The sequence below is a fragment of the Chitinibacter sp. SCUT-21 genome (genome assembly GCA_041874755.1).
Lineage (GTDB): Bacteria > Pseudomonadota > Gammaproteobacteria > Burkholderiales > Chitinibacteraceae > Chitinibacter.
Genome location: CP102611.1, coordinates 378,339 through 390,735 on the forward strand (window position 1 = coordinate 378,339; position 12,397 = coordinate 390,735).

The 12,397-nt window shown below is 52.2% G+C and carries 9 protein-coding genes; 1 reads left to right on the plus strand and 8 read right to left on the minus strand.

The features are described from left to right. Positions 1-82 precede the first annotated feature (82 nt). The 7 genes from NT239_01705 to NT239_01735 all read right to left on the minus strand — a co-directional run bounded on the left by NT239_01705 (position 83) and on the right by NT239_01735 (position 8,839). Complete coding sequence (locus NT239_01705; GenBank protein ID XGA71580.1) at positions 83-1,006, minus strand: alpha/beta hydrolase-fold protein; 924 nt, start codon at positions 1,004-1,006, stop codon at positions 83-85. 81 nt (positions 1,007-1,087) lie between these two features. Beyond that, on the minus strand, positions 1,088-1,375 hold the full coding sequence (locus NT239_01710) for a DUF2218 domain-containing protein (protein XGA71581.1): 288 nt from the start codon (positions 1,373-1,375) through the stop codon (positions 1,088-1,090). 77 nt (positions 1,376-1,452) lie between these two features. Beyond that, positions 1,453-2,325: an isochorismatase family protein gene (locus tag NT239_01715; protein ID XGA71582.1), complete on the minus strand. Its 873-nt coding sequence runs from the start codon at positions 2,323-2,325 to the stop codon at positions 1,453-1,455. A gap of 33 nt (positions 2,326-2,358) precedes the next feature. After that, the gene (locus tag NT239_01720; GenBank protein XGA71583.1) at positions 2,359-3,972 is read right to left on the minus strand and encodes a (2,3-dihydroxybenzoyl)adenylate synthase; all 1,614 of its coding nucleotides are present in this window, start codon (positions 3,970-3,972) and stop codon (positions 2,359-2,361) included. After that, complete coding sequence (gene dhbC, locus NT239_01725; protein XGA71584.1) at positions 3,972-5,156, minus strand: isochorismate synthase DhbC; 1,185 nt, start codon at positions 5,154-5,156, stop codon at positions 3,972-3,974. The genes NT239_01720 and dhbC overlap by 1 nt, the downstream gene beginning before the upstream one ends. Positions 5,157-5,314: 158 nt before the next feature. Further along, on the minus strand, positions 5,315-6,628 hold the full coding sequence (locus tag NT239_01730; protein XGA71585.1) for an MFS transporter: 1,314 nt from the start codon (positions 6,626-6,628) through the stop codon (positions 5,315-5,317). A gap of 138 nt (positions 6,629-6,766) precedes the next feature. Continuing rightward, positions 6,767-8,839 carry a TonB-dependent receptor gene (locus NT239_01735; GenBank protein ID XGA71586.1) on the minus strand — a complete coding sequence of 691 codons (2,073 nt, stop codon included), beginning with the start codon at positions 8,837-8,839 and terminating at the stop codon, positions 6,767-6,769. A 145-nt stretch (positions 8,840-8,984) separates the two neighbouring features. Between NT239_01735 and NT239_01740 the strand changes: the two genes are divergently transcribed. After that, entirely contained in the window at positions 8,985-9,908 is a 924-nt protein-coding gene (locus NT239_01740; GenBank protein XGA71587.1) for an AraC family transcriptional regulator, read from the plus strand. Positions 9,909-10,192: 284 nt separating this feature from the next. On the opposite strand, the gene NT239_01745 is transcribed toward NT239_01740, so the two are convergent. Then, positions 10,193-12,346 carry a type I secretion system permease/ATPase gene (locus NT239_01745; protein XGA71588.1) on the minus strand — a complete coding sequence of 718 codons (2,154 nt, stop codon included), beginning with the start codon at positions 12,344-12,346 and terminating at the stop codon, positions 10,193-10,195. Positions 12,347-12,397 lie beyond the last annotated feature (51 nt).

Genomic DNA, 12,397 nt, shown 5'->3' on the forward strand with positions numbered 1-12,397 from the left:
TCTTTTCCTAAAATACGATCCGCACTGTAATCAGTGTCTACAGGGAATCTCTGTGCCCGGTTTAAAATGTGCTGGCATCGCTTTAGTGCTCACTCGTTGATACAGGTGCCGAAAAGGCAAAATCGACCACGCGCCGCGCACCGTGCAGCAACATGTCCATATGATCATGCGCAGGCAGGCAATCAAAACTCACGTCAAACTTTGCGCCGTCGTTGTAGCTCGCCAATTGCTGCGCAAACGCTTGCGCGTTATCGACCATCGCACGTTCGCCCGATTTAGCCTCGACAAATGGCGAAGAAAATTGTGAGGGGTATTGCTCATCAAGACCAACAGTAATGGTCACCTTGGCGCTATACCCTGCCAAGTTCATTGTTTCCAACTTCGTCAACTGTTCTGGCAATCGCTTTAAAGTTTGCGCTTCACCAAACCACAACGACGGACTCGCGGCCCAATAGCGCTGGAAATATTGCGGCTGAGTGCTAAGCGTATACAGCGCAAACAAACCGCCGTACGAGAAACCAAACAGCGTTTGCTGCTGCGGATTAATTGCGAATTGCTGAGCAATCAAGGGGCGCAATTCGCTGATTAGAAAACGCAGAAAATCATCGGCGCCACCATGTTTGCTGGACAATAAATCACCAGTTTTGGCCGTAGTGACTGGCGTGTAATCTTGGGAGCGGGCATCGATATCAAATGGTTTACCGCTGGCGTAGGCCACCGCAACGATCAAGCCGTCGTTGGGCGTACGCCCTTGGCGCCACAGGCGCTGATCACCGCCGATTTGCGGTCTAACCGTTTCGATAATCGGAAAACTGGCCAAACCATCGAGCGCCCATAGCACGGGATAGCCGTCTTTGGGCGCAGCATGGGCCGGCAGGCCAATCAGAATGCGATATTTTTGCCCCGTAATTTTCGAGTTCAAATCAAAAGTTAGCGTGCGTTCGCGCTCGGCTGTGCGCCAATTCGCCGGAAAGTCAGCGGCGCGACTGGCCTGATTAGTTAGCATAAAAATTCCGACCCCCATTAATACAACCCAGTGGTATAGCCTCATAAGATTTGCACTCTCTTATTCGCAAGCCAATACCCATTAATCTACTCTGTGCCAATCGAGTTTGAGTTCAGGATTTTTGACCATCAAGCCCAAATGATCGGTAATCACCCACTCAACTTTGGCCAGCAGCTCTTTATCAGCGGCTGCACAGTCCATGGCCAGAAAATCGTTGGTGCGAACAATGTGGCATTCGCCATACGGAAACTTGATGTAGGCTTTTTCGGTATCAAAATCGACCGGAATTTTCAGCGCAAAGTGTTTACACAACTTGTACAGCACCTTGTCGGCGTTGGCGGCGCTCAGTTGTGCCTGACTATTGAACATGTAGACATCCTGATAATGAGTAAAGAGAAGCGCAAAGCCTGCCCAAACGCGGCTCAGGCAGGCTTTGCACCAGACATTTAGGCCGGCACGGCCTCTTTTTCGGCCAGCAGCGCCCACCAAGCTGCCAGCGTTGGCGTTTCAGCTAAAGCCATAAAAGTCAGCTCACGGCCGGCACGGCGCCAGCTTTCCAGCAAACCCATGATGCGAATCGAATCGAGCCCCCAATCGAGTAGATTGTCGTCAGCACGAATTTCTGCCGCCGCAATTTGCAATTCGCTTGCGATCAGTGCGCTTAAAGCATCTAGCGATGCTGGCAAGGGCGTGACCAAGCTTGCCAACAACTGCGCGGTGGTTTGCGCACTACCACAACGCTGCGCCACGTAACGCAAAGCCATTTCGTGCTCATCGAGCGAAAAGTCTGCCAAACCGTCTGCAACAAAAAACGCCTGGATGTCGTTCATAAACGCCTCGCATGCCGTCATCATGCAGCCGATATGCGCATAAACGCCGCAAATCACCAGCTGATCGCGTCCTTGCACTTTCATACGCTGCGCTAAATCCGACTTCTGGAACGCGCTATAGCGCCATTTATCGAGAACAATGTCGCTAGTTTGCGGCGTCAACTCACTCACAATCGCATTGCGTTGTGGCTGCGCAGTCAGCCCCGGCCCCCACATATCCTGCAACAAACCACGTTGCAGAGCCGATTGCTCGGGCAATTGCGCGGTGTACACCACCGGAATACCTTGCTCATGCGCGGCATCGAGCAAACAACGAATATTGGCGATCAACTCAGGCACCGGCGCAGCGTTGCGATCATAAAAATCGATAAAATAATCCTGCATATCGTGCACCAACAATACCGCACGCTGCGCATCAAGCTGCCAGTTGACTCGATTAGCCGGCGCACTCTTTGGCATTGGATACGTTGGAATTTTTGGAATAGCCATGTTTCATTCTCTCGTTGAATTCTTTAACACTAATTAGCCAGCCAGCTGCGCTGCGATTAAGGCGCGCAAATGCTTTTTACTCACTTTGCCAACACCGGTTTTAGGAAATTGCGGCAAAAACTCGATGCGATCAGGAATTTTGTACGTCGCCAAACCGCGTTCGCGCAAAAAGCGAATCAAGTCGACACCACGCACCGATTCGTCACTGCGAATAACAAATGCGCAGCTTTTTTCGCCCAAGTAAGCGTCGGGCATGGCCACAACCGCCGCGTCGACGACGCGATCGTGTTCAAGCAATTGGTTTTCAACTTCCTCGGCCGAAATTTTCTCGCCGCCGCGATTGATTTGATCTTTGGCGCGGCCTTCAACGACGAGGTTGCCCTCGGCGGTCAGCCGAACGCGATCGCCAGTGCGATAAAACCCATCCGGCGTGAACGCGCGCTCGTTGTGCTCGTCAGCGCGGTAGTAGCCATGAATGGTGTACGGGCCGCGCGTGAGCAAATGTCCGACCTCGCCCTTTGCAACGGGCAGATCTTCATCATCGACAATGCGAATTTCATCGTGCGGCGAAATGGGCCGCCCTTGGCTGTAGCACGTCACCTCAAGCCTATCGTCAAGTCGCGTGTAATTAACCAAGCCTTCGGCCATGCCAAACACTTGCTGCAAGGTCACGTTCAACTCGCGCGTCAACCGGCGTGCGACTTCAGGGCTAAAACGCGCACCACCCACTTGGACGACGCGAAGGCTACGCAGATCGGGCTTTAAACTCTTAACGGCATCAAGCCAAACTGGCACCAAGGGCGGCACCAGCGCCGTCATCGTCACGCCCTCTTTGGCAATCCAATTGAGCGCCACATCCGGGCTCGGGTGCGCGCACATCACCACTTTGCCGCCGGCATAGAACGTGCCGAGCGAGCCGGGTGAACTTAGCGCAAAGTTATGTCCGCACGGAATGACGCTCAAATACACGCTATCCGGTGTCAGTTGGCAAATTTCGGCGCTGCCGCGCAAGCTGTAGATGTAATCGTCGTGCGTACGCGGGATTAGCTTCGGCGTACCGGTACTACCGCCCGACAACTGAAAAAACGCCACGTCGCTGGCCAATGGCTCAGCCGGCAATTCTCCGTTTTTTGTTGGCACACTCGCCAGCGCAGTAAATTCGGCCGCCTCGCCCAGCACAATGACATGTTGCAAACTAGGCGCTTCTGCCTGTACTTCGCGCGCCAAAGCGCGGTAATCAAAACCGGCGTGCGTATCGGCGATGATGTAAGCCACTGCTTCGGCATGCTGACAAAAGTTCCGAATTTCAAACTTGCGATGCGGTGGCAATGCAAAAATTGGCAACGCACCAAGGCGAAATAAGGCAAAAATTACGATTAAAAATTCGGCGCAATTGGGCAACTGTACGACGACGCGATCTTGCGGCTGTATGCCCAGTGCAGCAAAGCCCTTGGCCATTTGCGTCACTTGCTCGCTCAATTGCGTGTAAGTGAGTCTGTGCGTGTCGCTGACGATCGCGTCGCGATCGCCAAATTGCGCGACTCGCTCGGCTAGCATGGCTGGGAAAGTTTCGCCACGCCAATAGCCTGCAGCACGGTATTGCTCGGCAAGCTCTTCAGGCCATGGCGTGCAATGAGATACCCGCATTACACCGCTCCTTCAGCCGCGTCTGCCGACAAACCCAAGGCATTGAGCATGGTTTTGAATTTGGCCGCGGTTTCGGTCAATTCGCTTTGCGGTGTTGAATCGACAACGACGCCAGCCCCCGCAAATAACCGCACTTGTTTACCCTTCACTTTGGCGCAGCGGATGGTCACAATCCACTCGCCATTCCCCTCGGCGTCGCACCAGCCAACCATGCCGGTATAAAAACCGCGATCGAATGGCTCTAACTCAGCAATCAAATCGCGCGCGGCCTGATTCGGGTAACCGCATACCGCAGGTGTCGGGTGTAAATGCGCAGCCAGCCATAATGAACTTGCCGATTCGTCCTGAAGTTGACCACGAATATCGCTGGCCAAATGCCACATCGTTGCGGTACTGACTAAGTTTGGGCTCGCTGGCGCGACCAAATGACTGCAAAACGGGCGTAAATTGGCTGCGACCGCATCGGCCACCACTTTATGCTCGTACAGATCTTTGGCTGAATTCAGTAGCACATCGCACCGGCGCGCGTCTTCTTGCGGCTGATAGGCTCGAGCCGCCGAACCCGCCAATGGGTTGGAGCGCACGTAAACCCCATTACGGCTGAGTAAGAGCTCAGGACTTGCGCCGATTAGTGTGCCCTGTTCGGCATCATCTAAATTAACGGCAAAGGTATAGCCACTTGCATTATTTCCAGCAAGGCGCGCCAGCAGATACCCCACATCAAATTCTTTTTCAGTGCTGACGCTCAAGGTTCGGGCAAGGACAACTTTGCTCAGCAGCTTGCTTTTCATGCGCTCAACCGCTTCGGCCACGCCTGCGGCGTACACTTGCGGTGCAGGCTCTGCGGCAATGCTGTAATTCATTTTCTCGCCTTGACCCAGCGGCTGTGACGCAAGTGGTCCGGCGCGAAGTACGGTTTGCGGAATCGACAGGCAAGCCGTTTGATGGCCATCAAAGGGAATTGCACCGACGACCACGGGGTTGGGATGGCCCGCGGCTTTTGCCTTTTTCAATGCAGCATCAACGTTCTTGCTCAAATCCAGCAGATTATCGGCACTTGGCACCTTGGCGTAATGCCCTTGGCCGAGCAAAGTGTGCTCCGGTGTCGCAAAAAAGAAAGGCTGCTCGCTAGCGTAATTCGCCAGTAGCTCTTGGGCGCTGGGCACTGCGGTAGATTGTGTCATGGTAAAAGTCTCATCTGCGGGTTAAGGGTAATCTTGTTATTTTTCTAACTCGTACAGGGAATGCGCGTGCGAACTACGCTTCCCTGCGCTTGCTGATTAGCCCCGCACACACAAGCTGTGAACTTGAACCCATTGAACTGAAAACCATCATCCGCCATTTACTTGCTAACTCCCGCTGGCTGCACTTCTACTGCTAGCGCAATTGCAGCACTTTCAGGCTCCACAGCCGCGTGCTTGGATACCTGATGCAGCTGAATTTTTCCCGACAAATACAAAGTCATTCCGGTAATGACAATAGCCACCCAGCCAGCAGTGCCATAGCCACTTATTTCGCCACTGACACTCTGGCTAATCAGCATGCCGCCGATATAGGCCGCCAAGCCATTGGCCATCTGCTGAATAGCGGCATTCAAGGACATGAAAGTGCCGCGCTGCGCTGGCTTGACGGCAGACATCGTAATGGCCATCGCACTGACCGCGCGGCCAGGCCCGAGCGCGAAAAACACGGTGGTACACAACAGGACCCAGCCCAGCGCAACCGCGGGTAAATGCGTCAGGGCAAAAATCGGCAATATCGACAAAGCCGCCACGATGCGGTAGCTCTTGACCTTGCCCCAATTGTCGGCAAGGCGACCGATAAAACGTGCACTAAAGAAACTGGCCGTACCACCAATGGCATACACCAGCGGAATCAATTCGGCGGCTACACCCACGCTGCCGGTCAGATACAGCGTGATGTAGGGAATTACAACAAACGTCGAACCACCGCCCAGCGCCATGAATAGGATCGCAAGGCAATGATTGCGCTCGCGCAGTACTGCAACGAGATTGGCAGTTGGAGATATTCGCGCATTAGCTTGGGGACAACGAGCGTGCAGCAGATGCGAGCGCAAGCTTGGCAACTTCATACTAGCCAGCAGTAGAAAAATCGCTGCCAGTACGCCGATGGCGACAAAAGGAACTCGCCAGCTCAACACATTGCTGAGCAACAACGCCATAGGTACGCCAAGCACCGAGGCAACCGCCGTTGCCGACATTACCGAAGCACTGGCTTGGCCGCGTCGCTCAAACGGAATCAGATCAGCAACCATGGTCTGCACCATCGCTGCGAGCACGCCGCCAAAAGCGCCAGCCATTGCTCTTGCGGTCAATAAAGATTCAAAACTGCCAGCCGCAGCACACCACAGCGTGGACAAAATAAAGATGAAAAAGAACAAGAGCAGCAAACGCTTGCGCTCAAATAAATCAACAAAAGCCGCGGCCAAAAAGCCGCTCACTGCCGCTGCCAGCGTATATGCTGACACCAGCAAGGCAAATTCGTGCGTGCTTAATGCCAAGGATTTGATTAACACAGGCCCCAGGGGCATAAGCACCATGAAATCGAGAATGTGCGAGAACTGTATGCCCGCCAATATGCAAAGCAATTCACGCTCGTGTTTTAACGACAATGGTGTGGCTAGTGATGGGTTCATGGTTGCCCCGTAGCAGAACAAAAGCCAAATTTCTTACCCGTTTTGGCGAGCTTAAAGGTGATTAAATTCAAGATTTCGTGCACCAGCGCAGCCCTCCTTCGTGCTGCTGCGCTGGATACAAAATCTTGAATCACGTCATTAGAAGTTGGTAGCGACCTTCATCCAGTAGCGACGTCCTTCGTCAACCATCCAGTTGCCATCTAGACCTTGGGCGCGAGTACGTTCATCCACGGGAACCACTTCATCGGTCAGATTGAGCACAGCCATACTGATGCTGACGTTTTTATTAATCACGTAGCTGGTGCCCAAATCAAAAGTCAGCGTTGATTCGCGAGTGCGAATGCCATTAGCGCCATTGCGGAATGCCGCAAAAACTTCTTCGCCGGAATACGTTGCGTGAATGTATGAAGACCATTTGCTGTTCGGCGTCCAATCGACTTGCAGGTTGGCCATATTTTCTGGCGTGCGAGTCAAAGGCTGGCCGTCGAGCGACGTACCGTTGTAGGCCGGTTCACCTCCCCCTTCACGGCTTGAATGCGTGTACGTATAGTTGCCCGAGACTTTCCAATCACGACCAATCGGCCAGCTCGCCGCGACTTCAACGCCTCGAATAACGGCTTTGTCGATATTGTCGTAAACGTAGATGTTGTAGCCTTTGTACAGCGGATCACGTTTGCCAGTGTCATAGCTGGTGACTTTGTTTTTAAAGTCATTGTTAAACATGGTGAACGAGAATGACTCGCCTTGGCTGCCGTCATAACGCACGCCGATTTCTTCGGTCAGGCTATCTTCCGGCTTCAAATTTGGATTGCCGCACAATGAGCCAGGGCGCAGGCCGGTATTAACACGACCTGACGTCATGCAATAGCCCGCTGTAGTTTGACGCAGCGTCGGCGATTTAAAGCCACTAGCCACACCAGCACGCAAAGTCCATAAATCGGTTAATTTATACACAGCATACAGACGCGGGCTCCAATGTGAATCGTATAGATCAGAGTTGTCGACCCGCAGACCACCAGTCAATGACAGCTTGTCAGTCACGGCAAATTCGTCTTCTACAAACAGTGCCCATGACGTAGCATCCGCTTCATTCGGGCTGGCTTTATGGCCAGGTACTGGAGATTCGGTACGCAAACCCCGCAATTGGTTGTGATTGTATTGGCCACCGAATTTGACGATATGCGCGTCAAACGGCAACGTCACTAGTGCATCAACCACGGTATTGTCGATGTCGCGTGGCAATGGATTGTTTGCGCCATTTTTGGTATTGCTTTCTTTTCCTTTCTCTTGATAGACAGAGATCGATGTCAGACCAAAACCCCAGCGGCCGTTATGCGTCATACTCCAGTAGTCGCGCGCATAATCGTTTTCAACATTACCCAAAGCCGCCGTGCTGGTCATGCCTATCGTACTGGTGTTGTCGAGCTCATTACGGCCTACGGTCAAGATAATGTCTTGATTGTCGGTCGGCGTAACGGTTAGCTTGGCGCCCAATGTTCTATCTTTGGTGCCATAAGCACCTGCCGTTAAGCTCTTTGGATCGTAGTAATCATCTTCGGCGCGGTTACTGTAGTTGCCAAAAAATTGCAAACCCGCCACGCCTTCTTTCAAGGGGCCGCTCAACCAGAATTCACCTTGGCCGGTGTTGCCGTGCGCCGAGTCTTCCTGCAAAGTGCCGCTCACGCTGATCGCGCCTTGCCATTGCTTGGCAATTTTGCGCGTAATGATATTGATGACACCGCCCATCGCATCAGCACCGTAGAGTGACGACATCGGGCCACGGATCACTTCGATACGCTCGATAGCCGATAGCGGTGGAATCAAAGACGGCTGAACACCACCCGAGCTACGGTTTGACGTTTCGCGCGTATTCTGGCGTTTGCCATCAACCAAGATCAACGTATATTCACCCGGCATACCGCGAATCTGAATGTCTTTATCGTTTGGGGAGTAGCCGGTGATGCTAATACCTTCAATTTGGCGCACCGCATCTTCCAGATTGGCAAACGGCTTGGATTCAAGTTGTTCGCGCGTAATCACAGAAATACTCGCTGGCGCTTCCTTGATTTGTTGCTCATAGCCCGAAGCCGTCACAACAACGGCATCCAGCGTGGCCACATCATCAGCATAAGCACTACCCATCAATGCCAACCCTAGCAAGAAAGGGATGGGACGAACGACAAAATCAGCTTGCTCAAACTTCGCAGACATTAAAAATCCTTTTTACGCGCACATTACTATCAAATGAGAATGAATATCAATACAATGCGAATTATGCCTGAGAAAAATGAGGGCCACTTTTGCGCTAGCCAATCAAATCTTTGCGCGCGCAATACTTTTCCATTAGGAGAACCCAATGCTAGAGATGTCCAATCTGATTTCGAGTAGCGATACGCAAACGCTCAAGCTGCGATCGGAACACGATGGCGTTGTTTTAACGGGGCGGGTTTTCAATGAGAAATATCATAACCAGCTCGAGTTGCATTGCAGCGATATCAAGCTCAAACAGCAAATCCGAAGCCAGTCACAACTCAAGCCCGGCATCAAGCTGATTGTGATGCTGGAAGGCTGCATCGCCATGCAATCGTCCCGGATGCAGCACAGGTTAGACTCGCAGCAATCAGGAGTGCTACTAGTTTCCAGTACGGAAAATGAGCCATTCAAACGCGCGATGCTGGAGCTTGGGAGTCAGCAACAAGTCGTTTTGCATGTACCACCCGAGTGGTTTGAAGAAGGCGGCTACACCAGTTTGCCAAGCTTTAAAAAAACCGCGCAATTTTGCCAGCAGCATCTGGCCTATTATCAATGGCGAGCCAGTAAGTACTTGCAGTCAATGTGCAAAATGCTGTTTCAGGACTGGACTTTGCAAGACCATATGCAAAAACTGCACCGCGAGTTTCTCGCGCTGGAATTACTGCATTACGGCTTAGAGCCGTTATCGGGTAAAACGTTTATAGATCCACGTGCCGAGCAACGCGTCGCCAGACTGATCGAGCTATTGCACAGCGGTGAGGCCGATCATTATTCGCTGTCAGAAATGGCCAGCGCCGTCGGCAGCAATGCAACGACGCTGCAAAAACAGTTTCAGGAAAAAATGGGCCTCAGCATTTTCGACTACTTGCGCCGCTACAAATTGGAAAACGCGCGCCTGCAATTGCAACAGGGATTGAGCGTAACCGAGGCGGCACTAATCGCCGGCTACAAAAGCCCGGCCAATTTTACGACCGCATTCAAACGACTATTTGGTGCTTTACCCAAGAATGTTCGTGTACATAAGTAATTTACTAGCATGCAAAATCCGGAAAACCGTCTGTATTGTACGAAGTGGAGTGGAGGCCAACAGCATAAAGATATTTACTGTCAGCTATGGCCGAGCAGCACGTGAATCTATCACAAATAATTAAGGCCGCTACCTGATGGTTTGCGGCCTCTAATTATTCCTCCATCGGCATCGACACCTCGGCCAAAGCGGCCGGTCATCGAAGGCAAACTCACGGAGTTATAACATACAAAACTGCCGCTCAAAGCAAGCCGTACAGGCTGGTGGCTATTTTTCTCCACCTATTAACCTGCCTGTATTGCATGCAACCGGGCGTAATATCCATCAGCTCGACTAACTAGCTCTTGATGCGGCCCTTGCTCAACAATTTGCCCGCGATCCATGGCAATAATCCGATTGGCATCGCGTACCGCAGAAAGTCGATGTGCAATAATCAGCACTGTACGCCCTTGGCAGATGGCTTTCATGTTGTTCTGAATAATGCGTTCAGATTCGTAATCCAAGGCACTGGTGGCTTCATCAAAAATCAGGATGCGCGGATTGGTAATCAGCGCTCGTGCAATCGCGACGCGCTGACGCTGTCCACCCGACAAGCCAGTACCGTGTTCGCCCACCATCGTGTCATACCCTTCAGGCAACTCTACGATGAAGTCATGAGCCCCTGCTAATTTGGCTGCATGAATCACCTTCTCCATATTCATACCAGGGTCAGCCAAAGCGATGTTGTCACGTATACTGCGATTGAAAAGCAAGTTTTCTTGCAAGACCACGCCGACTTGTCGACGCAGCCAAGCAGGATCAACCAGCCCCAGATCAATCCCATCAATCAACACGCGCCCACGCTCTGGCACATACAAGCGCTGCAGCAATTTGGTCAGCGTGCTCTTACCTGAACCAGAGCGCCCCACAATGCCAATCACTTCACCAGCATTAATTTCCAATTTGATGCCTCGCAGGATTTCTGGACCATCGGCACAATAACGGAAATGGACTTGGTCAAATTCGATCTTGCCCTGAATCGGCGGCAGCGCAGCGCGGCTTTGGTTGATTTCAGTACGGGTATTTAAGATATCGCCCAAGCGTTGCATCGAAATACCTACCTGCTGGAAATCCTGCCACAGCTGGGCCAGACGCATGACGGGGCTTGCCACTCGGCCGGCCAGCATATTAAACGCAATCAGTTGCCCGACACTGAGATCGCCTTGAATCACCAGCTTGGCACCCAGCCACATCGTCGCGACGGTGACGATTTTTTGAATCAAGCTCACGCCCTGGCTACCCACATTGCCCAATTGGGAGACTTTGAATCCTGCAGCAACGTAGGCTGCCAGTTGGTTATCCCAACGGCGCGTCACTTGCGGTTCAACGGCCATAGCCTTGACGGTTTCAATGCCATTGACTGTTTCAATCAAAAACGATTGATTTTCGGCACCGCGGGCGAACTTCTCATCCAGACGCGCTTTCAAAACTGGAGTAATGAGCACAGATAGCGCCACATAACATGGCAGGGAAACCAGCACGATCAGCGTCAGCCACCAACTGTAGTAGACCATGACAGCTAAAAAGACGATCGAGAAAAATAAATCGAGCACCGAGGTCAGGGCTTGGCCGGTCAGGAAATTACGAATGTTCTCCAGCTCACGCACACGCGCGACCGAATCACCAGCGCGACGGGCCTGGAAATAAGCCAGTGGCAAATTGAGCAAATGACGGAATAACTTGGCGCCCAGCTCAACGTCAATACGGTTGGTGGTATGGCTAAAAACATAGGTGCGCAGGAAAGTCATTCCCACTTCAAACAGCGAGATGACTAATAAGCCGATTGCCAGCACATCGAGTGTCGTCACACCACGATGCACCAACACTTTATCCATGACGACTTGAAAGAACAGTGGCGTTGCCAGCGCAATCAGGTTCAAAAAGAATGAGACCAGCAAGACTTCACCGAGCAGCTTGCGGTATTTCACCACAGCTGGAATAAACCAAGAGAAATCGAACTTGGCCAAATCACCTGCCAAGCTCGCGCGTGAAGTAAACAGAATCAATCGCCCTGACCACAAGGCTTGCCATTCATCCTGACTACATTGTTGCGGTCGACCGACTTGCGGGTCTTGGTACAACACCATCGCGCCATCGATTTTAGCCAGAATCACCCAACGACCATCGAGTAGCTGCGCCATCGCCGGTAACGGCGTGCGATCCAGACGATCGAAGCGTGAATGAAGTGCTTTAGCTTTCAAACCGGCTTGCTTGGCGGCACGCAGCACATCCTGCTCGCTGAGCAAACCTGACTCGCCAATAAACTGATGCTTGATCTGATCCGGCTCAATCGCCACCTGATGAAAGCGGGCCAGCATAACCATGCAGGCAAGCGCAGAATCAAAAGGAGGGATTGGTTCTTCATCAGATGGTGAAATGGGTAAATCGTGGGCGTTCATTGGATTCAGATTTTTTGAAAATAAGAAACCCGACCTCAAGAGAGGTCGGGC

What these genes read in the sequence shown, in the direction of transcription:
- NT239_01705 (XGA71580.1), bottom strand. Translation starts at nt 1,006, where the DNA reads ATGCTAACTAATCAGGCCAGTCGCGCCGCTGACTTTCCGGCGAATTGG.
- NT239_01710 (XGA71581.1), bottom strand. Translation starts at nt 1,375, where the DNA reads ATGTTCAATAGTCAGGCACAACTGAGCGCCGCCAACGCCGACAAGGTG.
- NT239_01715 (XGA71582.1), bottom strand. Translation starts at nt 2,325, where the DNA reads ATGGCTATTCCAAAAATTCCAACGTATCCAATGCCAAAGAGTGCGCCG.
- NT239_01720 (XGA71583.1), bottom strand. Translation starts at nt 3,972, where the DNA reads ATGCGGGTATCTCATTGCACGCCATGGCCTGAAGAGCTTGCCGAGCAA.
- dhbC (XGA71584.1), bottom strand. Translation starts at nt 5,156, where the DNA reads ATGACACAATCTACCGCAGTGCCCAGCGCCCAAGAGCTACTGGCGAAT.
- NT239_01730 (XGA71585.1), bottom strand. Translation starts at nt 6,628, where the DNA reads ATGAACCCATCACTAGCCACACCATTGTCGTTAAAACACGAGCGTGAA.
- NT239_01735 (XGA71586.1), bottom strand. Translation starts at nt 8,839, where the DNA reads ATGTCTGCGAAGTTTGAGCAAGCTGATTTTGTCGTTCGTCCCATCCCT.
- NT239_01740 (XGA71587.1), top strand. Translation starts at nt 8,985, where the DNA reads ATGCTAGAGATGTCCAATCTGATTTCGAGTAGCGATACGCAAACGCTC.
- NT239_01745 (XGA71588.1), bottom strand. Translation starts at nt 12,346, where the DNA reads ATGAACGCCCACGATTTACCCATTTCACCATCTGATGAAGAACCAATC.